The sequence below is a fragment of the Fervidobacterium gondwanense DSM 13020 genome, assembly GCF_900143265.1.
Lineage (GTDB): Bacteria > Thermotogota > Thermotogae > Thermotogales > Fervidobacteriaceae > Fervidobacterium > Fervidobacterium gondwanense.
This window is the reverse complement of the sequence record NZ_FRDJ01000002.1, coordinates 208,638-234,296: the sequence shown is the minus strand read 5'-3', so window position 1 is coordinate 234,296 and position 25,659 is coordinate 208,638. Positions and strand designations below refer to the sequence as shown.

The window sequence follows — 25,659 nt, the reverse complement described above, 5'->3', positions numbered from 1 at the left end:
GAGAGTATATGTATAGGTGAGAAAGCCGGTCACCTCCATTAGGAAAGTAACCAGGATACGAGAATAAGCAAACTCACCATACCTCAAATAGGACGAAGGAATGTGAGAGTGTGGAACAAACCAGGTGGGCATAAGAGGGTTAGTTTGAGGGAAAATGGTGGGGAAGTAGTTAAAAAAAATAATCTAAGAAGGAATAAAGCGACATAAAAATAATGAATTAATTCATTAAAGATAAAAAATTAAAATTATTAAGATTTTAGATAAACTCTTTTGGAAAAGAAAGGGAAGTAAGAATTTTTTGAAAAAATAAGAAAAAACGTATTTCAGGAGGCTAATCAAAAATATTTCTTTGAAGAGGAGGGAAAAATATGGCAAAAGCAGAAAAGACTTTTACATCTTCTTTGAGAGTTAAGATTATGTTCCCTGTTGTTCCTATTCTCATAATAGCCTCAGTAATAGCTTTGCCATATCTTTACATTTCGAGATACAAAGCTTTATTGAATGAAAGAATAAACGTTGCAAAGGAGATAACAGAAGCTGCCGAAGGGGTGTAGAACTATTACAATTCATTGTATGAGAAAGGAGAGCTATCAAAAGAAGAAGCAATGTACTTGGCTAGTGAAGTTATATCCCGTATGAAATACGACGACGGTCATAATTACATTTTCGGGTACCATATGGACAACACAGTGGCTATACCTTTCGATAGAAAACGAGGAGAATTTTTGGACGTTCAGGACCCTAAGGGAAGATGGGTCCAAAGAGGTTTGAGAGATGTAGCAAAAACAAAAGGTGAAGGATTTTATGAATACATCTGGCTGAACTTTGCAACGAATAAGCTTGAAACAAAGTACAGCTATGTAAAATACTTCAAGCCATTCGATTGGTGGTTTGGTACAGGCGTTTATGTCGATTCTTTGAAGGCTATAGTGCGCGCTGCGTTTGTGAGACATGCAATTATTTTTAGTGTCGTTATAGTATTAATTGGTATAGTTATATTCCTTTTAGTTGATAAATTAATAGTCCAGAGATTAGTGAAAATAAATGATTTAATCCAAAAGGTCGAGTCTGGAAATCTTAGTGATTCAGTCATAGCAAGCAAAGCTATGTCAAAAGATGAAATAGACTCAGTTTTTGAGAATGTTAGAAAGATCATTGATAAACAATCGGAATTGTTGAAAGGAGCCACAAAATCAAAGAGGTGAACGAATTGGGAAAAACACAAAGTCCACAGTTTAAATATTGACAGTGGTTCAACCCTATACCGTAGCAATATTTTTATCTGAAAAGGAAATGTAATGTAAGATTTCTTGAAATACTTTCTTTGATATGGTAGTTTTTAAATATACTAATAGAATACTACCGTGGGGGGAGAAGAATATGAAAAAACTCGAGATATCAGGTGCAGGAAAGGAACACAAAACAGTTGTGGTGCTTGATTTCGGTTCTCAGTATACACAGCTTATCTTAAGAAGAGTAAGAGAGCTTGGGTCCTACGGAGAATTGGTCCCATATGACGAGCCAAAGGAAAATGTTGAAAAACTTAATCCAGTTGCTTTTATCCTCTCTGGTGGACCATCGAGTATTTACGACGAAAATGCTCCGAAAATTCCTGAGTACGTTTTTGAAAGCAACTTACCCGTCTTGGGAATATGTTACGGACTCCAAGCCATAGTTCACCAACTTGGCGGGAAGGTTGAAAAATCCTCGCATCGAGAATTTGGACCTGCTGAACTAAAAGTCCTCAAACAAGTAGGAATCCTCAAAAATCTACCTGAAAAGTTCACCGTCTGGATGAGCCATTCCGATAGAGTCGAAGTTTTGCCCAACGGTTTCGAAGTAATCGCCGAAAGCGAAAATTCGCCTTATGCCGCAATTAGAAGTGTTGATAACAGGTTCTACGGTGTCCAATTTCATCCTGAGGTAGTTCACACTCAATTCGGAAAAGAGATTCTAAAGAATTTCCTATCAGAAGTCGCTAATTTATCTCCAAACTGGGCTATGAAAAACGTCGCACAGGAGATAATTGAAGATTTAAGAAGGAAAATAGATGGAAAAGTGATCCTTGGTTTGTCTGGTGGAGTCGATTCTTCCGTTGTAGCGCTCTTGCTCCACAAAGCAGTTCCTGATAAGTTAATACCTATATTTGTCGATACAGGATTGCTGAGAAAAAACGAAGCACAAGAAGTTCTTAAACAATTTGAAGGACTTGGGATTAAAATACATTACGTTGATGCCTCTGAACGTTTTTATTCTGTTCTCGATGGGATAGAAGATCCTGAGGAGAAGCGAAAGAGAATAGGACATACATTTATCGATGTCTTCTACGAGGAAGCTATGAGATTGAAAGAAGAACACGGTGATATTAAATATCTGGCTCAAGGAACGCTCTATCCCGATGTAATAGAAAGCAAGGTTGCCGAACGAAAAGCTGGAGCTAAAATAAAGACTCACCACAATGTTGGAGGACTTCCAGAAAAACTTCCATTCACAATAGTAGAGCCTTTAAGATATTTGTTTAAAGACGAAGTAAGAATGATTGGAAAAGAAATCGGTTTACCCGAGAATATACTAAACAGACATCCTTTCCCAGGACCCGGTCTGGCTGTTAGAATTATCGGACCTGTCACGAGAGATTCAGTGAAAATTTTGCAAGAAGCAGACGCAATATTTATCGAAGAGCTGAAGAAATGGGAATTGTATAACAAAGTTTGGCAAGCATTTGCTGTTCTGCTTCCAGTCAAGACTGTTGGAGTTATGGGAGATTATAGAACATACGAAAATGTGATCGCACTCAGAGCAGTGACAAGTGAAGATGGAATGACCGCCGACTGGGCAAAGTTACCATACGAATTCTTGAATCATGTGGCAAAAAGGATTGTTAACGAGGTTAAAGGAGTAAACAGGGTAGTGTACGATATAACATCAAAACCACCTGCAACGATTGAATGGGAATAAAGATTTCAAAAATAAAACAGCTTTTCGATTACTTGAACGAAATGCCCCTTGAAAGGGGCATTTCGCTTTTTGATAGTTGTGTTATATAATCAATTATGAGAGCAAGATAACTACAAGGAGGCAATGTTCGATGTTTGGAAATCCTTACAACTTTGACGAATATGTTGAGCGAAGAAATACGGATTCATTCAAGTGGGATATGATATTAAATAACTATGGTGATGACGTGATTCCTGCATGGGTTGCTGATATGGACTTTAAATCACCACAGACCGTTGTTGACCAGCTCAAGCGGAGAATTGAACATGGAATCTTCGGTTACACATTTAGATCAGCTGATTATTATAACGCAATAATACAGTGGTACGGAAAAAGGTACGATGCATGTGTAGAGAAAGAATGGATAGTTAACGGACCAGGGGTAGTTCCAATGCTTTCGTTTTTGATAAATTCTCTGACACAACCAGGTGATAAGGTCATAATCCAGCCTCCCGTCTACCCACCATTTTTCAGGGTAGTGCTCAACAACGGCAGACAGCTCGTTGAGAATAGATTGGTTAACAAAGATGGAAAATGGCATATGGATTATGATAGTTTGGAAAAATTGATAGATAGCAGAACTAAGATGATTATTATCTCAAATCCACACAATCCTGTAGGGCGGGTTTGGAGTGAGGAAGAGCTTAGAAAGTTGTATGACGTAGCTCTAAAACATGAACTTGTTATTATCTCAGATGAAATTCATGCGGACATAATCTATAAGCCAAATCAATTCACAACGATGCTTAAAATTGGCACTGAGAATGTTGTGATCTTGAACTCACCTGGGAAGACTTTTAATATCGCAGGTCTGACAAATTCATATGGAATAATTCCAAATAGAACATTGAGAGTGTTGTATAAGAACTACCTTGAATCTTTAGAGTTGCTCACAGGCAATGTTTTAAGCCTTGAAGCTTTGAAAGCTGCCTACAAATCCGAAGATTGGGTGGACCAGCTAGTTGAGTACCTAAAATCGAATAGAGATTTTGCATATGGGTTTATAACCAGAAATATGCCTTTAACAAGACCAACGCTACCAGAAGGCACTTATTTAATGTGGATAGATTGCAGTAAGTTAAAACTTGGAAACCCGCAGAAATACTTTCTCGAACATGCACGTGTTTATCTCAACGATGGTCAGGAGTTTGGAGATCCTCAAGCAGTGCGTCTCAATTTCGCATGTCCAAGGGCATTGCTTGAAGAAATACTGAGACGGTTGAAAGAAGCGTACGAAAAGGCACTCATAATAGAACATTTTGACTTTCAAGACGAAAGATATGAAATATGCAAAAAGATAAGGTATGATGTGTTCGTTAAAGGACAGAACATCGATGAGAAGCTCGAGCAGGATGGAAAAGATACAGAAGCAGTTCATTTCTTGTGTAAGCATTTTTCAAACTATGTAGGAACGGCAAGAATCAGAGATATCGGAACACATTGGAAAGTGGAACGAGTTGCGGTATTGGAAGAATACAGAGGTATGGGATACGGTAAAAAGATAATGGAAGCTATTGAAGAATACATTAAAACAACGAACCCCAAGCTGATTGTTTTAAATGCACAGCTTGAGGTACGTGATTTTTATGGAAAACTTGGCTATGAGGCAATAAGTGACATATTCATCGAAGCCGGAATACAGCACGTGAAAATGGAAAAAAGAATGTTTTAAAACAGAGTATCTATGCCAATTACTAAGTTAAAATTGTTGGAAGTGAATATCGTTTCTAAATTTCCAACATTGCCGAGTGGAATTTTAATTAGTAATTGCGTGTAAAAACTACTGCCACCAAAAGATAGGGCGGAATTCCTTGAATACGTAGAGAGTGTAAATCCGCTGAATATACCGAAATCTTGAAGTTGAGTTGAGCTGTTGGATGTTGAATTCAAAACCGTAAAGTACCCACCAAAATTAAACTCAAAATTCTGGAGTCCTAAGAATTTTGAATACTCAATTCTCATTGGAATTTCCGTATCGATGCTTGTTGAAGAAAAGTTTTTGTATGGGAACAAAATACCAAATGTTAATGACCAGTTATAATTGCCATATATATCAGCATGTGCATAACCCGTTCTTATACCGAAACTCTCGTCATCGATAAAATAACTTGCCCTGAGATTCAATGAAACAGGGTATTGTTTTGTCTCAATTGCGAAGGTATTAGGCTTAACACTTTCACCCGGAACTATGTAAAAGATCTTCGCGCTGGATTTCAAATCACCAACATTTGTTATGCGCATGAATCCGGTCGTGTAGCCATTTTCAATACCTGCAAAAACGTAGTTGGGCTTAATTCCTATGTTCTTCCCACTCAATAATTGAACATCGAGGTTGTTAACTTCTCTTACAGCAGTAGTCAACGGAAAAACACTCTGGAAAAATTTCTGAACATTTGCCGCTATTGATGTATAACTCTCCCAAAGATTTTCTGTTGCTGATTGAACTCTTTCAGATAAAAAGCGGTCTACCGGGTTTTTCAACGTTGTATGCACACTATCGCTGAAGAACTTCCCACCAACAACTTCGGCTGATTCTGTGGAAATAGCTTTCACCGAGAAGCTGTAGAAATTGTAAACATTATCAGTTTGATAAAAGATGTAATCATAGAATGATGAGGTGCTTATGTATTCATCTTTCTCCCAAGGTCCTTTGTAGTACTTAATGTAATTTCCCTTTTCTCTATCAAGCACATACTTCTTTTGAGATGAGTCATATCTGTAGTAATTCCCAACCTCTACACGAACCGGAAAGCCCGATTTGTTTATATATGCACCATTCACATCGTTTGAGAAAAAGTAATACTTTTCCTCTTTGTATCTATCCACCTTATCGAAGTAGTTTTCAAAGCTTAGTATGAATTTGGGTGGTTTGTATTTCAGCTCGATATTTTCTCCACCGAACAACTCTGTTGTGCGGATTATATCCATCAGCTCTTTGAGATACAACCTATCGTATATATTGTAACGAGTATCCTCTTGGAATTTCGCTAAGATCTTTGCTCTAAGAATTGGATTAAAAGATTTTTCAAAAACAAGCGCAACGTCTATTTTATCTGGACTGTATTCATTCACAATACTTAAATAATACTTAGAAGCATTCTTGATGGCACTAAGAAGTGTATCTCCGGACGAGAAGACCGGTGTTATAGACTTCACGAAGAAAGTGCTGAGGTCTATATCGGTAACAACACCTGCAATAAAGTACTTTTCCTTTGTAACTGTGTAGCTTTTTTTCGAATAAAAAGAGCCAAGACCATACCATATGTACCTATCCTCGTCTTTCCTTGCCCAAGGATAATCGGTTAAGTAGATATAACTTCCGTTCTTATCAGGAACGTACCTCTTGTTTTTTGAGTCATACGAGTACCTTCTCCTATCGTTAGTCTGATAGTAGCTTCCTTTGTAAGCAATATACGTTCCGTTTTCGTCGGGCACGAATTCGTTGACTTTGTAAGAAAACGTCTCCTTTGAAACGTTAAGAACGTGAACAATCCTTGCATTCCCTTCTTTTGCATCCGCAAAAGCTTCAGCAAACGAATCCAGGAGACTCACATTTTCGTATACCGGTGAGATTTTGCTATCGAGATATACTTTGATGCGTATCTCTATACTTATCGAGCCTAACAAAATTACGTTACTCAGAAGGACATACAATAATGTAAGTAAACACAGTATTTTCTTCTTGATCACCATGAAATACCACCGCCTATCTCATAACTTGAAAATGTAAAATCGGTTAGAAATTTCACCGCAAGCATCCCTATTTGCGTTTCTAAACCTATTTTTGATACGGGTTGGAATATTTCATCTTCCAAATCATAGTCGAAAATTATCGAACTCAATAACTTCAGTTTAACAGGTTCGAAAAGTAGATTCTTTGAAAAGCTAAAGACTAAGCTTTTCAATCTTTCTTCAACAAATGAATATCGCATCCCAAAATCAAAGGTTGCGACGGTTTCTCTATGGATGTTCAGTGATTTTCCAATCAGTGAAAATTCGGCAAAATGCTCACCAGATGAATTGTAAATATAAAACATGCTAACTCCAAATGGAAGAACAAAGTCCGAATACTTTTCAAACACATACATTCCTGCAAGAATTTCTGAGCCCTTTCTTAAGTAATTTATTTCGCACTCGCTGTAATCTCCACCAACTCTCATTACTCTTAATTCTGCTATGTATTTTTTACCATCATTAACCCCGAGAATCATACCGTTCTTTACGCCATCCTGAGAACCTATGTTGACAATAACTCTTGGGAACTTGACATTTTCAACTTCGCCCTTTAATTTCCTGGAGCTCATAATCCTTTGATATATAGCACTGCTAATATGAGAAGATAAAACTTCATAAACCTCACTTACTGGCGATTCATTCCTTATCAATCTCTTGTTGTATGGATCGTATAAGTACTTTACAACGGAGACCATAGCATTATCAACAAAGTTATCTGAGATATCATAGCTTTCTTCAAAGAATCTATAAGTAAGTTTTAAACTTACTGAATAGGATATATAGTAATCAATTTCCTCGTGTGGTTCTCTTGAATAAAAGTTTCCAAAATATGGATAAAATTCACCGTTGGTACCTTTTACATATGAACCTTCTTCGCTACGTATGTAGGTTTTCTTTTCATAGTCATATTTGTATCGTTCTCCGGGAATTACACTGACGTATTTTCCAGAATAGTATATGTAATCACCAGATATATTGTTGATTATATACTCTTCGTATTTCTTCTTGTAGCCAGCATCTTTTATCGAAAGTACAATTTCGAGCTTTCCTTCAATTTTCTCCTCCTTCGAAAGTACAACATTCTCTGTCGACAGCAAATCTTGGAGTCGAAGTTCTTCAGCAAGAGTTTTTAAAGCTTCCTTCAATGTTATCTTGAATTTGTTTGTATCAAGCACCTCAGAAAAAATGATTCCTTGTGCAATTTTCATAATCGCTTCATCGCCAAAGACTGTAACCGAAACATCAATAACAGGTTTTGCAGAGAAAGATATTACCGACATCATAATTAATAAACAGATATACATTACCGGTCTTACAAGTTTATTTTTCATGCTTAAACACCCTTTCCAATTCTCTTGCGTAATTATGTTCAAATAACGATACTAACTGGTTCGAATATTTCCACAGCTAACAGCCCTGACTGCCTTCCGTAGAATTTATTTAATTCAATATATGGCAGCAGTACGTCAACTTGTGTCTTGAAGCGTTGAATAATCTTGTACTTTTCTTCGAAAACTTCAGAAATGTCTATATACAACCTTCTTGACGGCATTTGGAAAGGGTCAGATACAAAGAAGAGAACATTTTTACATACGTGAGGTTCATACTCCAAGAACTCTGGTGATGTCATTGCCATAAAAAGTGACTTCTCTACCGTTTCTCCAATTGTTGAATGGTCTGGATGTCTGTCCGTCCTTGGGTGAGTGACAAGCATATCGGGTTTGTACTTTCGAATAAGATTCGCAATTATCTTTGGCAGGTCTTGATACATACAAAGTGAGCCGTCTTTTAGCCCAAGCCTTTCGTATGTTTCTACCCCCAACATTTCCGCAGCGTTTAAGCTTTCTTGCTTACGTTCTTCAACTGTTCCGTAACCTGCCGAGCCATCTGTCAAAACAACGCAATGTACTTTTGCACCTTTGTTTTCTCTCAATATTCTTAGAACAAACCCTCCTGCCCAGATTTCAATATCGTCAGGATGTGCGCCTATGAAGAGATAATTATTGAAAATCTCAAACATCTTTTTTCACCTCTTTTCTGCCTACTGCAAATCTATTATATAACTTTTATCTGAAATTTTTGCGGTACACAATTTTAGTGTATAATTTTTGTCGGAGGTGATAATACTATGGATAAGGAGGACTATCTCAAAGAGTTTGAACCATTTGTTTATAAGGACTACGAATTACGACTGCCTTATCGTCTTTACATTCCAAGAGCTTATAGACGAGGTAACGTGGAGAATCAGAACTTCCCACTGGTTGTCTTTCTCCACGGAGCGGGTGAACGAGGGACTGACAATATTAAGCAAATCACCGCAAATGAAGGAGCAACAGTTTGGGCAAGTGATGAAGTTCAGGCAAAACACCCATGCTTCGTTCTTGCACCTCAATGTCCTGAAGATTCATATTGGGGCACGTCGTTTAGGACTGTCGGTTCATCAGAGTATTTAGAGCCGAACGCGTTGCTTGCGACAGTAAACGTTATAATAGAGAAACTTGTTGATAATTATCCAATTGATGTTTCCAGAATATACATTACCGGTCTTTCTATGGGGGGATTCGGAAGCATAGCATTAATGACAATGTGTCCTGATAGATTCGCAGCTAGTGTTGTAGTCTGTGGTGGGGGAAATGTACAGAAGGCTTACAAAATAGCGAAAATTCCAATTTGGTTTTTTCATGCAGAGGATGACGATGTTGTTCCTATACATTTTACAAGAGATTTAGTTCGTGAATTAGAAAGACTCGGTGCACCTGTGAAGTACACAGAGTACCCGAAAGGATATATGAGTTCACTTGGATTACCTCCACACGCATCTTGGGTTCCGACATATCGAAACAAAGAAATGATAGATTGGCTTTTTGAACAGCGAAAAAAATAACGAGGTGGTTAATCCACCTCGTTTCATTTGTTTTAAAACTTAACTATTTAGAATACTCATCCAGAAGTTTATTTAGAAATTCAATCACTTCACCTTTGCTGGTGTACTTTGGAATGTTGAACGATACCTCGCCCCAATCTTTGAGTATCACCGCTTCTTCCTCTGACTTGTACTTATCTAATAGCATCACGATCGTACTTAATAATTCATCTTTTATCAGTTCATAATGTGCTTTGAATCGCGCGTATCTTTCGTAAAGCATCATGCTTTGGGAGGTTATTATAGACGTCATAAGCGATGTAATTTGAGATTTCGCGTTGTCAGAGAATCCGAGAACCCTGGTCTGATTTTCAAAATCTAACATTGAGTTGTACGCATTTGTTTTCCATACACTCTTCTTTGAAACCTGTGGCCAAATCGAAGCCGGAAGTCTTGAAAGTTGGTCAACAAAATCTTTTTCGACGGCTTTGAAATCTGTTTGTATCAGTTGTTCGTGTAGCCTGTTTATTTTATCAACAAATATTGGGGTAAGGCTGTTTGAAAGGCTTCCTTTTTCATCGTCTTCCAGAATTTTGTCTAAGCTCTGCTTTGACTGCTCGACAAGTTGTTCAAAGGTACTCTTCCAAGAGTCTTCATCAGAAAGCTTCTTTGAAATGTATTCATAAGTTTCTTTATACATATCCAAAAGTTGCTTGTAAGTGTATACACTTTCTTGGTAATCTGAGATAAGCTGATACTCTCTTGCTAAGGCGTGCAAGTGGTCAAGTACACCATCAGGTACTCCCCATACTCCTTTGGATTCCATATACTTGCACGTCTTTATTTCCAGATTCGCCATGTCAACAAGTAAACGCCTTGCATCGTAATTTATAGGATCTTTGAGCGTCACAGTCATATTAGCAAAGAACCTATAAATATCTTGTCCACCACTTGTTGCAAGCTCGATATCGATGTTTTTCCAATCTGGGAACCTATTCCAACCACCCGGCATTATGTAAAGTGTCCTTCTTGTCCACGTATCGAATTTATTGAAGAATATTGATAAGAGCCCTCCTATCTTTTGCTCAAGATCTGCGCCTTTGATATTGTCTAAAAGCATCTCTGTTACTCTATAAAGCGAATTGTATCTAACAGCAAGCGTTTTGAATGTATTTCGTTCGGTAAATGTCAACAAAGATAATTCGTAGATACCGGCAGAATCGACAAGAGCTTGGGTAGTTGCAAGGTCAAACTTGTCGACAAAATCTGGATTAGCTTTCAAATAATCGTTTAGCACAGCAAAATACCTTGTCTTAAATCTTTCAGGCAACAATTTATGATATTCATCTGCTTCTTGGTTTAGGACAGACTGAGGATCTTGTTTCAAGCGTTGTTTTAGTTCTTCAATTCTTATTGGATCTGCAGCAAGCGCTGCCAAATAGAAGAATGACTTTCCGTAAGTGTGATTCAATTTTACACTTTTAAGGAGGTTTTCTTTAGCTTCTTGATACTGCTTCATTATTTCGTTTGGTATACCCTGCTTCTGTGCAAGTAACTGGTTTCTATTTGCGTTTATCTGACTTCTAATATTTTGAATTGTTTGCTGTCTTTCATTCTCTGCTTTCAATCTATCGTACGCAATTCCCAGTCTTCTTGCCTCAGCTTGTTTCTGACCGTGCCAATTTTCCTCTGAAAGTCCGACAAATTGACCAGAGAAACTGTTCAAATCTGATTCGATTTGGTCAAGCTGTTTCAGGTAATTTTCAATTTGCGTTTGTTGGTCTCTTAACATAGTCATAGTTTGGAAAGCAACGTTTCCGTTTCTAAAATAAACTTCTGAAATGAAGTGGTTCCATCTAAGGTATGTCGAAGCACCAATAGTACCTACAAGAACCAAACCCAGCGCCACAGCTTTAACGCCGTGAAGTTTGTATTCTTTTCCATCAACTTTGTTAAAATACTTCCCTAAGCCTACGCTCAGAACAAACGTCGCAAGAAGTGCGTTGGGCAAAAGGTGCCCAGGAAAACTGAAGACACTTTGGAACGCAAAGACAACACCACTTAAAACAAGCATTGAAAAGAGGGTTATATCGTCTTGTTCATCTATCTTTTGAGTGTTCTTGACCACGTATATTACTAATAAAATAAGCATAACCAAGATTAAACCAAAACCTATCAATCCTGTTTCGGAAAGTACTTGGAAATAATCATTGTGAGCGCGCTTGAAATTGTTCCAACCGTAGTTGTACTCTGGATTGTTTTCTATCAAATCAGCAATACCATAAAGGCTATAGATTTGATAAGTACCTATTCCTTGCCCCAAGATTTTGTGCTTCTGCCAAATGTATATTGTGGAAAACCAAGAGAGAAATCTTTCATCCATACTTGAAACAGAAGCCATTGCGCTGAATCTATCAGTCATTTTGAATGAACCGTAGTTGTTAAACGCCGACGGTACGTTGTAAAGAACGATAAGAAGAATAGTAATTAATACGAACACAGCAACTGAAATGCGTCTCAGAAATTTGAGCTTTTTAAGTAAGCTCGGATTTTTCTTCTCTAACTCCTTTTCGTGTAAGTTTTCTCGTTTCCTAATATAGAAGATGTAAGCGACTGCTAGTAGAATACCTTCAACTATCAATGCCAAATATTCAGAACGGGTTTGAGAGAATATTATAACGGTAATGTACAATAATGCAGAGATTAGAGACATTATCTTAACAAAGGCTATTCCAACGAATTTTTTTAGATTTATGGCACCTATATCAAGGCTTATGACAAAATACAGAGCTATTGGCAAAAGCATGTTCAAATAGTTAGATACAAATATGACATTACCGATATTAGCCTTTATACTTGCGCGCTCAAAAGGATTACCAACTTGACCTAAGAAGATGTCATATCCCATGTAGAAGTTAAGAATTGCATTTACAGCGATAAATAAACCTGTTAATACAAATATAAATAAGAATCTAACAATTTTTTGCTTGTCGTTTAAAATTGTAGCGAAATAAAATGCCAGAATTACGTTTAAGAAGAGATACAAACCTATATCAATACCTTGTCTGAAAAAGTAAGGATTGTCTTTCCACGTATTGATTGTCGAAAGCAGAGCCACAATGGAAAATGCGAACCACACAAAATGGATCTTGGAAGCAAAGAACTTGATCTGCTTGGTTTTGAACATTCTCCAAAGAAGGTATAACCCTATCAACAAAGTTGCGACCGTTAGTATGGCATACTTAGGCGTACTGAATTCGTATGTGTACTGCCTGTGTGCAAATAGTGCAACAAGTGGAATAGTAATGTAAAGAACAAGTTCTTCAAAGAATGACAACACGTGTACCCGCCTCCCTATATCACAGATTTAATTCTGTCAGTACTTGAGAATATTCAACCATTTGGAGAGAAACGCGTAAAGTATTAATATTACAACAACGCCAGATATCATCATGTAAATATTGATTCTAACAATTAGTCCTACAAGTAAGACGAAACATTGGATAAATATCATTGTCCATAAAGTTTTTCGTTTATCATTTACAACATTATAGATTTTATCATATACATGACCTCTATCACCGCTAAAGGGTGAACGTCCGTTTAGCAGTCGTCTGAAAACACCCGATGATAGATCAAAAAAGAAAATTGATACAAGAATTAGTGCTGAAACAGCTCTCGGAAAATTGTTTGTGCCTTCTCTAAACGCAGAAAGAAGACCTATCGAGAGTGTTCCTCCAATTAGATAACTTCCAGCGTCACCCATAAATATCCTTGCCGGTGGGTAGTTATAAATTAGATAACCTAACAACGCTCCAACAAGAGCTACAAGTAGCGTGGTATCATACTTTGAAGTAGAGACAACTGCTAATCCAAGAGCAGACAACAGACTGACACTTGCACATACACCATCTAACCCGTCCATCATATTCGTTGCGTTTATGAGCGCAACGACAACAAGCACATAGAAAGGTAGGAAGATTGAGAGTCCTAAATATTTGAATACTAACAGAGTAGAAACTACAAATTCAATTAATAACCTAATCTTTGGATTTAGATTTCTAACATCGTCATACAACCCAGTCAAGGTAAGGATCGTGAGACATATTTTTGAAATGATGTCAAACTCAGTTGTTATTATTACAGCCAAGAATATTGATAACCCACCGAGATAAGGTGTTATTCTTTCATGAGGTTTCAAGTCTCCATCGGGTTTGTCCACTATCCCTGTTTTGTATGCAATCCTTCCAAACAAAGGTATCGTTGTGACTGATATTATAAACGAGAAAATCATCGTCAAGAAATAATTATGCTGCATCGTACTGCCTCCAAGTTCAGAATTGTCCCGTTTGTGGAGCTTCAGGTTGCTGCTCTTCTTTTTCTTCCTGAGGAGGCTGTTGAGATTGCTGAGTTTTCTTCTTTTCCAAACTTTCCAGACTACCACCGTCTTCAAGCAGTTTAACTATTTCTGCAGTTTTTGTTGACATATCTTGTCCCTTATAGAACAGCTGAACTACGTTTACTTTTCCTGACGGCTCTACACTAAAATACACAGTTAAATTTGAACTCGAAAAAACAACCCTATCGTATTGCCTATCTATAGACCAGCCAACAGGTCCAAGGATCTCTTCATATGTTTTGTATGTAAAGATTGTATTTTTAACAAGTTCAGACAGATTATTTCCTAAGGTTTCTACTCTAAAGACTTTTGATACTACGTAGTCAACAACTTCGTCGATAGCTTGTGTACCGTCCATATAAACATATTCCAACACAGGCTCTTTACCAAAGAAAGTTTCAAACACAAATTTGAAGTTCCAATCACGTGAACCATATTTTCCTATGCCTGACAACACAACTCTGTCCGCGTTACTGTCATACTGCCATACTGGAGATTTCAAGAAAGACTCAAAAGCGACTTTGTTACTTTGAACAGGGGAGTACTTTACTATTTTGCCATTCATTACAACGCTCAATATGTTAGTCTGTGAAACTTGAAGGCTCTCATTTAAAACATTGTTGATAACAATGTCCGATTTTGCTTTCTCACTGCCGTAAACCGATTCAGCCAAATAAAGTCCATCAGGTGTAGAGATGAATCTCAGCTCAACCGGCGTATTCTTAGCCCGTGTCTTTCCAGACACTACGAATTCATATGAATTAGGTTTGTAATACATATCCCATTGAACTTCTGAAAAATGCTTGTCGAAAAACTCTTGAAAAGTTGATAAACCATTCGGCAGTCGAGATTTTAAAATTAAATCCTTGAACTTAGCTATATCCTTTTCTTTATCTGCATAACCGTACTTTGAATAAATATAACTGATGTAATAAATAATGGCCTTTTCATCGATCTTCTCGCCATTTAACAACAGATAATCTATGACAGTGTCTCCATTTTCGTCTATTCTGAACCCTAATGTAAGTGCTACTTCACTTTCTTCAATTTTCTCTATACCATTTAATTCTACAACTTTCTTAGTTTCATCTTTTATAGTCCATCTTGCGTTTGACAATTTTGAGAATACTTCTCCAATGGAGACATTTTGAAAGTCTTTAAGAAAGCTGTTTTTAATTGCTTCAATTAAATCTTTATCGATTTCCTTCTTGTATATTTTTGCAAGTGTTACACGCATTGCATTAGAGTTTAATTCTTTACCATTAATAACTAATTTTTCCGCTGTAACTTTAAATTTGCCACCGAACTTAGTGATAGCGTAAGAAATCTTGAGTATATTTCCTTCTTTATCACTTCCAGTTATCCTGAGATAATCCTTTTCGTTCTCTTTATAATATTCCATCGCAATATTATTTAGATAACTCAGGAAAGACGTTGGATCAGACGACTCGTAATCAGAAAGAGGTGTACTCGTTAAAATTTTATACAAAGCTCTTGTATAAATTTCCTTGTACACATCTTCAACGTTTGGTTGTATGGTGCCATTTATATGTATAAATATCGTACCGTCTTGTGAGACAACTACTGTGTAGCTATTATTCATTTCATCATTTCCCGTAACTTTGACGCTTCCAAAAAGGCTTATCTGGACATTTGCCTCACCGAACGCATGTTGAAAAACTTCTCTGATGCTTAACAATTTGAACTCACCATGTGGCCTTTGCACGCTTTGGATTCTTATATTGAAAAGAACAACTCCGATGATAACTATCGATACTATAGCAATTACCAAAAATGCAACCATCTTTCCGCCGCGCTTCTTTGGAACAGAATACCTTCTCATTTATATCCCCCCGATTTATTTTCTTTGGTTCATCTAAAATATTATACACTGAAATTCATCAACTTTGAACAGAATGCCACAAACATTATTAAATTAAGAAAAGACCCTCTTGAAAGATGCATCCACATATGGTAGAATCTTAAACGGATTTATCATTACGTGGGGCCGTAGCTCAGTTGGGAGAGCGCTACCTTCGCACGGTAGAGGCCGTGGGTTCAAATCCCATCGGCTCCACCAAAATATAAGAATTTCGGAAGCCTTGAGAAATCTCAAGGCTTTTTTATTTTTGTATATTAGTGCACAATGGAAGAACAGATAACATTATGAGCTGTATTCTTCTTCTATTATGGTCTATCTATACTGCTCTAAGTATATGTATGAAGTCTTAATGTATCGATATATCTACGAAAAGAGTTATACTTAAGCTAAGGAGGTGAATTCCATGGTAGGAAAATTGAATAAAATTCTAACAATTACAGGCTTAATACTCGTATGGATACCGGTATTAGCCCCTGCTTTCTTCTCCATAGTTGCTTTGATACAAATGGGAAGGTTTTTATTCGATTTCTTAATGCCAGCTGAGTTGTTTTTGGTATTTCTTGCGGGCGCTATTCTACTTCTTGTGGCTTCGATAAGGACCAAACATTACGTAAAACAGATAGGATTCGGATTATTGTCAGCAGTTATACTCTTATTTGGAGGACAAGGTATAGCTGTTATAACCGGGCTCGCTTCAGGTGAAAGAGAATTCGGTGATTGGGTAACAGTCTTGGTAATGGTAATGATATTTCTGTATATATTCGCAGTTATCGAAATCGAAATCTTCGGTTTCTATTTGCTGAGAAAGATGAATTCAAACAGCTCAGCAGATACAGAACGCAAGTAACAAGAATGTGATTTTGGATATTGGAGAGAACACTCATATGTACTGCCTAATTGAGCCTTTTTGAGTTACTTTGATTAAGGTTATTATTATGTATTCTTCAAATAGAACAAAATCACCTAGTATTAGAAAGCCATAGCTATATATGGCTTTTTTCTTTTTTTAATGTGAGTTTGAATAACAAAAGTGTATAATATCATTAGAAAATGTTTCCAAAACCCATCAAACACATTAAAGGAGGGAAGATAGCATGAGTAAAAGAGCAAAAGCTATGATTAGCGGTATTTTGCTTGTATTGACTCTTGTCATAAATACCTTGGGAGCTTTAGGCTTCATCAACGGGCGTTCGCAAAAGGATATTTCAGATTCGTATCCCACATTGATAACACCTGCTCCTTCAACATTCAGCATCTGGAGTTTGATTTATACTCTCTTAATTATTTCGGTTATATTCATGATAATTAGGGCAAAAGACGAATATTATGGTGATGTTGTCGATGAACTCAGCTTTCTCTTCTGGTTATCATGCATTTTCAATATTGTTTGGATTGTGCTATTCTCTTTTGATCTAATTGGACTTTCAACCATTGCGATTTTTGCTCTGCTTATAACAGACGTACTGATAGTTCAGAAAATTGGTAAGCTACAAACTCAAAGAAGGTTCTTGTTCCCTGTCACATTTGGTTTATATTCAGGCTGGCTGTTTATTGCAACGGTTGCAAACATTACTCTATGGCTTGTGAGTATTAATTGGAGCGGATTTGGAATTTCACCAGAAGTATGGGGCATAGTGATACTTCTTGTTGCAGTCGTACTCACATGGCTTGTGTTAACGAGAATAAAGAACGCAATCTTTCCTTTGCCTATCGCATGGGCATATTTTGGCATCTATAAAAACCTGACCTCACCAGAGGGTTATAACAATCAGTACACATTATTACCGAAGATAGCAATAATTGGTGCAATTATACTGATTTTGCTTGCTGTATTCCAATTTTATAGAAATAAATTCTGTTCAATGCCCATAAGAGTGATGAAATAAAACTATTATTTATTTACGGCTCCCCGAGCAAAGGCTCGGGATTTTTTAGTTTACGAGAAGATGTGCTATAATCACCATAGAATAGGAAAATCCGAAATGTCTTGAGGTATTGACTATGGCAAGCTCAACGGTTGTAAGCTGGGTAGGGTTTTACAAGGAATTTGCATACAAAAATGTTTTGCAAGAAATAATAACAAAATAATTGGGGGTTGACACCTATGAAATCTTTGGTTGTATTTTTCTCACTCGAAGGACACACAAAATACGTTGCAAAATTGCTCGCTGAAGAACTGAAAGCTGATTTGGTTGAATTAGAGACTGTTAAAGAATATCCAAAAAGGGGCTTTGCAAAATATTTCTGGTGTGGAAAGGCTTCCGTTTTCAGAGAAAAACCCGAGCTCAAAACAAAAATTCCTGACTTCTCAAAATACGAGCTCATCGTGATTGGCACTCCTGTATGGGCAGGGAATTGCACACCACCGATAAACACGCTTTTGAGCAAAGCTAGTTTCTCGGGAAAAAAACTTGGAATATTGGTCACAAATGGCGGTGGAAGTATTGCTAAATGTGTCAAGCAAATCACCAAAGTCTTGCCCGGAAATAACGTTCTCCAACCACTGCATTTTGTGAATCCGGAAGAAAGTAAAAGAGAAGAAATACTTCAGAAGATAAGGTCTTGGATTAATGCCATTAATGAGTAGACAGTATTTATTATTCGCAAAGCAATACAAAAGTGGGGTAATTACTCTACAAACTCCTCCCACAACAATCAATAAACAGAATCATTGGAAAATCTTTTACAGTTATTTCATAAATCGCCTCAGGTCCGAGGTCTTCAAATGCAACGATACGCCAGTCTATTGTTTTCTGAGATAGGTATGCAGCACAACCACTCGGTGCAACGAGGTATGGTACCTTGTATTTTTCTATTGCTTTAATGACTTCCTGTGTCCTAACTCCTTTACCCACGGTTGCCAATATGCCCTTCTGTGCGGTGAATTCAAAGAATGAATCCATTCTTTTGGAGGTTGTGGGACCAATAATCATCTTGTCATTTACAAATGTTGGTCCCGCGTAGAATATTATTTTCCCTCCAAGGTTTATAGGTAGTTGTTCGCCCTGTTTATCCATTTCAACCAATCTTTTGTGTGCAGCATCACGCATAGCATAAAGTTTGCCTGCGTAATTAATCTGAGTACCTGCAGGTAAATTGCAAAGAAATTGCCTACCCTCATCAGCGTTGCCATTGTAAATAAATCCAACTTTCTGGCTCATCAAAAGGCCACCCTCTTTGTTCTTGTTAGATAGCAATCGACACTTACAGCAACAGGTAAGGTAGCGATATGCGTCGGGTAGCCAAGCACTTTTGTCTTTATGATGCTCGGTCCTGTACCAAGCCCCTGAACGCCTATTTTCAAAGCTTCAAGCGAGCTGTGAAGCTTCTGAGAAAATTCGGTGTATTCTATAACGTTTGGTATGTTCGGCTTATGCTCGAATAACGCTAATCTTGAAAGAAGCATCGCGAAGTCAGCAGTTCCACCAATGCCAACTCCAACCGATATTGGCGGACATGCGTTTGGTCCGCTCTTTCCAATATGTTCTGCAACCGCTTCGAGTACAACGTTTTCTTTCGAAGATGGTGGTAGCATAAACAAAGCAGATAAGTTTTCACTTCCACCACCCTTGACCATTATCCAGATTTCCAATTTTGGAGCGTCTTTATAGAGAGTTTCATCAACATCAAATTCATGGATTACCGCAGGTAGGTTGGTTTTGGTATTTGTTCTTGAGAAGAGAGGATCATTTACTACACTTTTTCGATAGCCATTTATTTGATAAGTATCTTCTACAGCTTTAAAGAGTATTGATTGAAGTGACTGCAAATTATCTAATCTGTGGAATTTGTTTTTTTTGAAAACGAAAAACTCGACAATACCTGTATCTTGGCAAAGCGGAATTCTGTTTTCTCTTGCTATCCTTATATTTTCTTTCAACTCATTAGAAAATGGTCCTGTGTAATCTCGTAATATCTCTTCAACCTTAGGTGTAATTTGTGTGTTCAGCTCTATAAGCGCATCGCAAACCTGTTTGTATATTTCTTGATATGTTATCATTTTATCCCCCCTGCGGTAGAGATGATATATATTTAATCTGCAATCTCCTCGCTTTGAGCCGCAATGACTATTTCTTCAGTGCTCATAGTCACGTTTCTTATCCATTTGTTTCCACGGATTCTAAAGTAAACAACTATGGCTTTCGCTATTTCATCAGAAAGCGTCAAAAGGTAAACGAATGGAAGTGATAATTTAAAGATAAACGCACCGATTAACGCAAGCGGTATGCCTATCACCCATAGTGTTATTGTTTCAAGAATGAATGCGAACTTTGCATCGCCTCCAGCACGTAGTACACCTACAATCCCTGCACCGTTGAAAGCTTTTACGGGAGCGCCAAAGAGCATTACCCACATAGTTGTCGTAAGCATCTTCTTCGTTTCAACGTCAATTTTAAACGTTGGCAGTAATATGTAATACACAACAATTATTATAATTGCGGAAAGAAAACCTATTACTGCGTTTATTAAGAGCATCTTCTTACCAAATGAATGCGCTTTATCGTATTCTGTTTTTCCTATGTGTTTGCCAACGATGACTGATGTTCCTATGACCAATCCAAATGTGAACGTCCATACGTAATTTTCGAAAGAGGACAGTATATTTCTCGCGGAGTAGACATTGGTACCCATTCTTCCAAAGATGATTCCGTAAACAGTCATTCCAAGAGACCATGCTATTTCATTGAGTGTTGTTGGCGTTGCAAACTCGAAGAATTTTTTTACGAATGTCCTCTCAATGATAGATATGTTGAAGCTGTAAGGCACTTTGAGTAATGTAGCACGTACGATTTGGTAGAGTGGAATGAAAAAACGAGCTACAGTCGTAGCTATAGCTATACCAAGTAGTCCAATGTTTGGAAATCCGAATTTTCCATACAAAAGAGTATAAGCTAAGAATATTTGCAATATTGTTCCAAAAATATACGATTCCATCGGAATTTTAGCCTGTTCGATACCTCTGAGTAGGGTTCTGAATGCTATCTCCAAAGCTAAGCCAAAGTATGAAAGAGATATTATTCTCAAAAAGAGTACAGAAGTTTCTATTACTCGCGGGTCATTTGTGAATATTCTCGTAAATATAGATGGAAAGAAAAATGTTAGTGCGAAAAAAGCAGTAGCTATGACAATAGATGAGTATATCATCAAGGTAGAAGTTCTCTTAATCCCTGCATAATCCTTCTTCCCCCAATACTGCGAGACAAAAATCGCTCCTCCTGTGTTCAATCCAAAAAGGAACAAGATAACTAAAAAAGAACCTTGATTAGCAATGCCATTAACTGCCACCTCAACGTCGCCGAGTCGAGATAAAAAGATCGTCAGGATGAAGGTTCCAGTGTTGGCTATTAAGTTCTCTACGGAAACTGGTATAGCAATCCTTAATATGTCTTTAATCATTTTCCACACCCCTAATTAATATTTGATAGACTGTTTGTTTTTGAAAATATGAATTGGTTCGTGGAACGTATTATTTGGTACTTTTATTTTATCACATTGAGTGTATAATTCAATTAGAAAGCAATGCTCTCCCGAAAACCGCCTGCTGGGGTGGGAGAGTTACAACAAAAGGCGGCTAAAAATACCCCAGCTCAAGCTGTGCTATTTCGCACAGTTTGAAGAGATGATAAGTATGGCTGATAAGAGATACGACTTGAATAATTACAGATGGGCTTTAGTAACTGGTGGTTCCTCAGGCATAGGTAGAGAATTTGCAATCCAGTTAGCCCAGAAAGGAGTTAATGTAATAATAGTTGGACGAAATGCTGTAGCACTGAGTGAAGTGGCTGATGAAATTCATAAGATCTCGAATGTGAGTGTTGTAATTATTCAAGCCGATTTGACAAAGGATACCGATCAAGTGATTGATAATACGTCGAGATTTGAGATTGACTTATTAATTAACAATGCTGGCTTTGGTTTGTACGGTGATTTTGTGAGTCACTCCGAGCATGAGTACGAAAATATGGTAGAACTGAATGTTAAAGTTTTGACAAAATTGGCACGTCACTACGTTGAGAAGATGGTGAAAAAAGAACACGGCGGTATTATAAACATCGCATCGGTTGCCGGTTTCTTCCCAATCCCGCACCTATCAGTTTACGGTGCGACAAAGGCTTTTGTTTACAGCCTTTCAATGAGCTTGTGGGCGGAGCTTAAGGATAAGAATGTCCATGTCCTGTGCGTTGCTCCAGGTCCGACGGAAACAAAGTTTTTTGAAAGGGCGAAGATGAAACCGGGTAAACGAGTAATGAAACCTCAGGAAGTCGTATCGGGGGCACTTCAGGCTTTTGAGTATGGTAAACCACTGTACATTCCAGGTATTGAAAATCAGCTAAGTTATCATTTAGTAAGACGCCTGTTTGGCGACAAGTTTATTGCAAAATTTTTGGTGAAAAATTTTTGATATTCGGGAGCATGAAAACGGATGCGAATAACAAACAGCGATGTTAAGACAATATACTTCTGTCCAAGAAAAGCTCAATTTGAGCTAAAAGAAAGAAAAATAGAAAAAGATCAATTCAATGAACTCTTTGACATCTTTGAGACGGAAGCTTTTGGCTGCACGTTGGTGGCTGTAGTTGATGAAGTTGTATCGCGTGAACCGTACGTTGTTAAAATTAGAAAGAGTGGAAAAAGAGTTTCTGAATACCATATGCTTGAGGCAGCTTTCATTGGGTATGTTATTGAAAGCAATGGTAGAAGTGTAGAGAATATAATAATGGAAAGCCCGTTTTATAGCGTTTTTATCAATTGGCGACCTTATGTCACTAAGATGTTGTCATTACTATCATTTTTCTGTGAAAACTCGGAATTTAAAGTGGTAAAGACACACTTGTGCAGAACTTGTCAGTATTCAGGAGAATGTTTTAGAGAAGTTGCAGAAGTGGAAGGTTTGAATTTCCTGCATGGAGTAAAAGGGAGCAGTTTGGAAAAACTTCGTTCGTACGGCATAACGAACTTGAAGGATGTAATAAAACTTTATCATATTGTAGAAGAGCTTTTCGGCCAAGAAAAGTCACGAAGGATTGTAGCACAAGCTAAAAGCATTATAGAGCAAAAGCCAGTAGTTTTTAAGCAACTGCCTGAGATACGAGACGGGATATTTCTGGATATAGAAAGTTATACACCTTTCAATTTTGATTATCTATTTGGAATATTGGATAACGACAAATATATCCCATTTCTTGCGGAGGGAGTAAGCTCTGAAAGAGAAGCATTCGAAAGTACGGTCGAATATATTAAAAACACAGGAAAAATAGTGTACCATTTCCACAATTACGAAGTAACAAGATTTAAAAAGCTATCAAAGAAGTATAACATCAACTTACCCAAGAAATTCTTTGAAACTTTTGTAGACGTTTATAAACTTTATGCAGATCACGTAGCGTTACCCGTACCCTCTTATTCTCTCAAAAGTATTGCAAGATTCTTTGGCTTTAACTGGAGAACGTCTCTTAATGGTCAAATAGTTGTCCGCTCTTATGCGGAATATTTGGCTACCAGTGACAAGCATATCCTTTACGAAATACTAATCTACAACGAAGATGATGTCAGAGCTACGGAGCTTATTTTAAGAAAACTAAGAGAGTTCTCTTCACAAAAAAACTAAAAGCATAGTCCAAGCGATACATACCACTCTTCAGGAGAAAGGAAAAAGTTTGTCGTTGAGGGTTCTAAGATGTAGTACCAGCGAATACCACCTTCAAGGCAAAGGAATAACACTTTAAATCCACCACCAAGTTTTCCGAAAACATGAAGTGTTCCAGTGCTCGGAAATTCCATCATTTTGCCGTAGTTAACATAGGCAGCTCCGCGAATGAAAATAGGGTCGAGTGGAAGTTTGATACCTAATCCAAGTAGAAGTGAGTTGATGTCAAACGTTGGAGCAAGATGGAAATTTCCGCTAATTGGATCAACATCACCTATAGGATACATAAGTGTAAAGATTAAGACATCGGCTCTCACGGATACGTAGTATTCTGGCGGAGGTGACTCAAAATAAGGACTTGATGGTGGAAAATGTTCTATTTCCAGCCCCAAAAACGGCAAACAGAGTGTTGTCAAAAAGATGAAACTAGTGGCAAAAAGAAGTTTTCTCATAGTTACTGCCTCCTTCTGTTATAACTTCTCACTTTAACTTTACCACCCATACGTCATAATAACCGTTGTTACCACTTACATCTCCGTTCTTTGAAATAGTTCTTCCTGCAATAATATATCCACCATCTTTTGTTTGTTGAATACTGGAACCTTCTTCATGACTAGTTCCACCGACGCATTTTCGCCATTCAATATCTCCGCTTGTACCCAATTTGACAATCCATACATCGAAATCACCGTGATTTTCAGTAACATTCCCATCATTTGAATTAGTCGTTCCAATGATGACAAAACCGCCATCTGTCGTTTGCTGAATAGCACTAGCCCGCTCTTCATTTGTTCCTCCTAAGCACTTTTGCCACTCGATGTGAAGTTGCCTTTTATGTCCAACATCTTCCTTTGATATGTATACATTCAAGACCTTTGACATTCCAGGATTGATTGTTGCTGTTACGTTCTTAGTTCCTTTCCAGCTTGGTGGCAGACTGTACTCATCTTTTGCGGTCAATGATATGTTTAGTGCTGCTGTGTACTGTGCTGGTTGCACATCCCTGATCTGAATGAGAGTTTCTGTTGAGCTTACTGTTACCAACTCATCTGCAACAATAAAATCATCGTTCTCTCTTAAAATAGTTATTCTCGCTTGGGAAACTGTGTAATACTTAATCACTTCTTCGTCAATGAGTATTCGAATCATCAAATTACTTTTTGAAGGGATTGGCTTGGGCTCACATGAATAAATCATAGAGACAATGATAAGAAGAGTACTGAGAAACCAAAAACTTGTTCTTTTTGTAATAGCAGTACGCAAATAGTTCACCTCTTTTCAATGGAGTGAGCAGAACAGCACTTAACAAGTGATAAATCGAAATGATAAGTTGAATTTAGAACATCCCACCCCCCTATAAGTATCAGCCTTTTGGTACGAAAAACAAACATGTTTCAAACGTTATCTTAAAAAACGTAACTCACACTGATTTAGACAAATTGTCCATGCATAATGTTGTATGAACAATTCCACATTCTTATTTATATATAATTACATTAATATTAACGAATCAATACTCATATTTTTTTGAAAGTATGAGACAAAGGGTATTTGTTTTCAAAAGATTTTTGATATAAAAAAACACAGGAGGGAATCTATTTTCCCTCCTGCTCTATTGATTTGCTTTTTTCAGATATGTCAGAATGCTAAACCTACCGCAAAGTAATACTGTGTTGGGTCAAATGAAAATTCAAACTCTGGGTCTCCAAACAAGTAATACAGTCTTATTCCACCTTCAAGCCTAATGAAAAGTATGTCAAGTCCAAGTCCAATACGACCATAGATGCCGAGCTTCTGGATGTCCATGTAATTGGTAAAATCTCCTACAGTTGTGTACGCGGCTCCACGCAGATGTATTCCTCCGAGTGGTATATCAAGATTCAAGCCAAAAAAGATATCATTGAAATTGAAACCTTCGAAGATTGAAACTCCGCCTTCCATGTCATAGACGCCAAAAGGATACATCAGCGTGATTAAACCAGCGTCTAATCTGGCGTACAAACCAAAAACGTTTTCTTGAATATTAGTTGCCTCAACGCCCATAAATGAAAAACTGGAAACAGCCAAGACTCCTATGAGTAATAGCAAGAGAACCCTTTTCATACTTTTCACCTCCAACAAAGTTTGGTGCTACA

The 25,659-nt window shown here is 37.4% G+C and carries 22 protein-coding genes and 1 tRNA gene; 11 read left to right on the top strand and 12 right to left on the bottom strand.

Going from position 1 to position 25,659, the window contains the following annotated elements:
- The first annotated feature begins 368 nt into the window (after positions 1 to 368).
- The 4 genes from BUA11_RS03300 to BUA11_RS03285 all read left to right on the top strand — a co-directional run bounded on the left by BUA11_RS03300 (position 369) and on the right by BUA11_RS03285 (position 4,669).
- Positions 369 to 554: a hypothetical protein gene (locus tag BUA11_RS03300; RefSeq protein WP_072758278.1), complete on the top strand. Its 186-nt coding sequence runs from the start codon at positions 369 to 371 to the stop codon at positions 552 to 554.
- 15 nt (positions 555 to 569) lie between these two features.
- Positions 570 to 1,205, top strand: coding sequence for a cache domain-containing protein (locus BUA11_RS03295; protein WP_072758276.1), 636 nt, complete (start codon positions 570 to 572; stop codon positions 1,203 to 1,205).
- A 175-nt stretch (positions 1,206 to 1,380) separates the two neighbouring features.
- Positions 1,381 to 2,958, top strand: coding sequence for a glutamine-hydrolyzing GMP synthase (guaA, locus tag BUA11_RS03290; protein ID WP_072758274.1), 1,578 nt, complete (start codon positions 1,381 to 1,383; stop codon positions 2,956 to 2,958).
- A 130-nt stretch (positions 2,959 to 3,088) separates the two neighbouring features.
- Positions 3,089 to 4,669: a PatB family C-S lyase gene (locus tag BUA11_RS03285; RefSeq protein WP_072758261.1), complete on the top strand. Its 1,581-nt coding sequence runs from the start codon at positions 3,089 to 3,091 to the stop codon at positions 4,667 to 4,669.
- Here BUA11_RS03285 and BUA11_RS03280 read toward each other — a convergent pair.
- Genes BUA11_RS03280 through BUA11_RS03270 form a run of 3 tightly spaced genes read right to left on the bottom strand, consistent with a single transcriptional unit; the run spans position 4,666 to position 8,752 of the window.
- Positions 4,666 to 6,687, bottom strand: a complete 2,022-nt coding sequence (locus tag BUA11_RS03280; protein WP_143145254.1) for a hypothetical protein — start codon at positions 6,685 to 6,687, stop codon at positions 4,666 to 4,668. The two genes, BUA11_RS03285 and BUA11_RS03280, sit on opposite strands and share 4 nt — an antisense overlap.
- Positions 6,684 to 8,063: a hypothetical protein gene (locus tag BUA11_RS03275; RefSeq protein WP_072758257.1), complete on the bottom strand. Its 1,380-nt coding sequence runs from the start codon at positions 8,061 to 8,063 to the stop codon at positions 6,684 to 6,686. Before BUA11_RS03275 ends, BUA11_RS03280 begins: the two co-directional genes overlap by 4 nt.
- 38 nt (positions 8,064 to 8,101) lie before the next feature.
- Positions 8,102 to 8,752 (bottom strand): PIG-L deacetylase family protein, encoded by a 651-nt coding sequence (locus BUA11_RS03270; RefSeq protein ID WP_072758255.1) that lies wholly within the window; start codon positions 8,750 to 8,752, stop codon positions 8,102 to 8,104.
- Between the two features lie 108 nt (positions 8,753 to 8,860).
- Between BUA11_RS03270 and BUA11_RS03265 the strand changes: the two genes are divergently transcribed.
- Positions 8,861 to 9,616, top strand: coding sequence for a carboxylesterase family protein (locus BUA11_RS03265; protein ID WP_072758252.1), 756 nt, complete (start codon positions 8,861 to 8,863; stop codon positions 9,614 to 9,616).
- 43 nt (positions 9,617 to 9,659) lie between these two features.
- Here the strand turns inward: BUA11_RS03265 and BUA11_RS03260 are convergent, their stop codons facing one another.
- From BUA11_RS03260 to BUA11_RS03250, 3 genes are read right to left on the bottom strand one after another with little or no spacing between them, the layout of a single operon-like run.
- Positions 9,660 to 12,935, bottom strand: a complete 3,276-nt coding sequence (locus BUA11_RS03260; RefSeq protein WP_072758250.1) for an O-antigen ligase family protein — start codon at positions 12,933 to 12,935, stop codon at positions 9,660 to 9,662.
- A gap of 36 nt (positions 12,936 to 12,971) precedes the next feature.
- A complete protein-coding gene (locus BUA11_RS03255) occupies positions 12,972 to 13,913 on the bottom strand; it encodes a glycosyltransferase family 4 protein (protein WP_084634330.1) in 942 nt (313 codons plus the stop codon).
- A gap of 16 nt (positions 13,914 to 13,929) precedes the next feature.
- Positions 13,930 to 15,837 carry a hypothetical protein gene (locus BUA11_RS03250; protein ID WP_072758248.1) on the bottom strand — a complete coding sequence of 636 codons (1,908 nt, stop codon included), beginning with the start codon at positions 15,835 to 15,837 and terminating at the stop codon, positions 13,930 to 13,932.
- Between the two features lie 161 nt (positions 15,838 to 15,998).
- Between BUA11_RS03250 and BUA11_RS03245 the strand changes: the two genes are divergently transcribed.
- The 4 genes from BUA11_RS03245 to BUA11_RS03230 all read left to right on the top strand — a co-directional run bounded on the left by BUA11_RS03245 (position 15,999) and on the right by BUA11_RS03230 (position 18,463).
- A tRNA-Ala gene (locus BUA11_RS03245) sits at positions 15,999 to 16,074 on the top strand.
- A 205-nt stretch (positions 16,075 to 16,279) separates the two neighbouring features.
- Entirely contained in the window at positions 16,280 to 16,723 is a 444-nt protein-coding gene (locus tag BUA11_RS03240) for a hypothetical protein (RefSeq protein WP_072758246.1), read from the top strand.
- Between the two features lie 247 nt (positions 16,724 to 16,970).
- A complete protein-coding gene (locus BUA11_RS03235) occupies positions 16,971 to 17,762 on the top strand; it encodes a TspO/MBR family protein (protein WP_072758244.1) in 792 nt (263 codons plus the stop codon).
- A 218-nt stretch (positions 17,763 to 17,980) separates the two neighbouring features.
- A complete protein-coding gene (locus BUA11_RS03230) occupies positions 17,981 to 18,463 on the top strand; it encodes a flavodoxin family protein (RefSeq protein WP_072758242.1) in 483 nt (160 codons plus the stop codon).
- 46 nt (positions 18,464 to 18,509) lie between these two features.
- Here BUA11_RS03230 and BUA11_RS03225 read toward each other — a convergent pair whose 3' ends face one another.
- The 3 genes from BUA11_RS03225 to BUA11_RS03215 are packed head-to-tail and all read right to left on the bottom strand — an operon-like array spanning position 18,510 to position 21,273.
- Positions 18,510 to 19,037, bottom strand: coding sequence for a FumA C-terminus/TtdB family hydratase beta subunit (locus tag BUA11_RS03225; RefSeq protein WP_072758341.1), 528 nt, complete (start codon positions 19,035 to 19,037; stop codon positions 18,510 to 18,512).
- Positions 19,037 to 19,876, bottom strand: coding sequence for a fumarate hydratase (locus BUA11_RS03220; RefSeq protein ID WP_072758240.1), 840 nt, complete (start codon positions 19,874 to 19,876; stop codon positions 19,037 to 19,039). The genes BUA11_RS03225 and BUA11_RS03220 overlap by 1 nt, the downstream gene beginning before the upstream one ends.
- 32 nt (positions 19,877 to 19,908) lie before the next feature.
- Positions 19,909 to 21,273 carry an MATE family efflux transporter gene (locus BUA11_RS03215; protein WP_072758239.1) on the bottom strand — a complete coding sequence of 455 codons (1,365 nt, stop codon included), beginning with the start codon at positions 21,271 to 21,273 and terminating at the stop codon, positions 19,909 to 19,911.
- A 232-nt stretch (positions 21,274 to 21,505) separates the two neighbouring features.
- Here BUA11_RS03215 and BUA11_RS03210 point away from each other — a divergent pair, with 232 nt between their 5' ends.
- Both BUA11_RS03210 and BUA11_RS03205 read left to right on the top strand, forming a co-directional pair.
- Complete coding sequence (locus BUA11_RS03210) at positions 21,506 to 22,279, top strand: SDR family NAD(P)-dependent oxidoreductase (RefSeq protein ID WP_072758237.1); 774 nt, start codon at positions 21,506 to 21,508, stop codon at positions 22,277 to 22,279.
- 21 nt (positions 22,280 to 22,300) lie between these two features.
- Positions 22,301 to 23,485, top strand: a complete 1,185-nt coding sequence (locus BUA11_RS03205; protein ID WP_072758235.1) for a TM0106 family RecB-like putative nuclease — start codon at positions 22,301 to 22,303, stop codon at positions 23,483 to 23,485.
- Here BUA11_RS03205 and BUA11_RS03200 read toward each other — a convergent pair.
- From BUA11_RS03200 to BUA11_RS03190, 3 genes are all read right to left on the bottom strand, one after another.
- Positions 23,482 to 23,976 (bottom strand): hypothetical protein, encoded by a 495-nt coding sequence (locus BUA11_RS03200; protein WP_072758233.1) that lies wholly within the window; start codon positions 23,974 to 23,976, stop codon positions 23,482 to 23,484. The genes BUA11_RS03205 and BUA11_RS03200 overlap by 4 nt on opposite strands.
- A 28-nt stretch (positions 23,977 to 24,004) precedes the next feature.
- Entirely contained in the window at positions 24,005 to 24,787 is a 783-nt protein-coding gene (locus BUA11_RS03195) for a hypothetical protein (protein WP_072758231.1), read from the bottom strand.
- Positions 24,788 to 25,162: 375 nt separating this feature from the next.
- Positions 25,163 to 25,627: a hypothetical protein gene (locus tag BUA11_RS03190; RefSeq protein WP_072758229.1), complete on the bottom strand. Its 465-nt coding sequence runs from the start codon at positions 25,625 to 25,627 to the stop codon at positions 25,163 to 25,165.
- Positions 25,628 to 25,659: the final 32 nt, after the last annotated feature.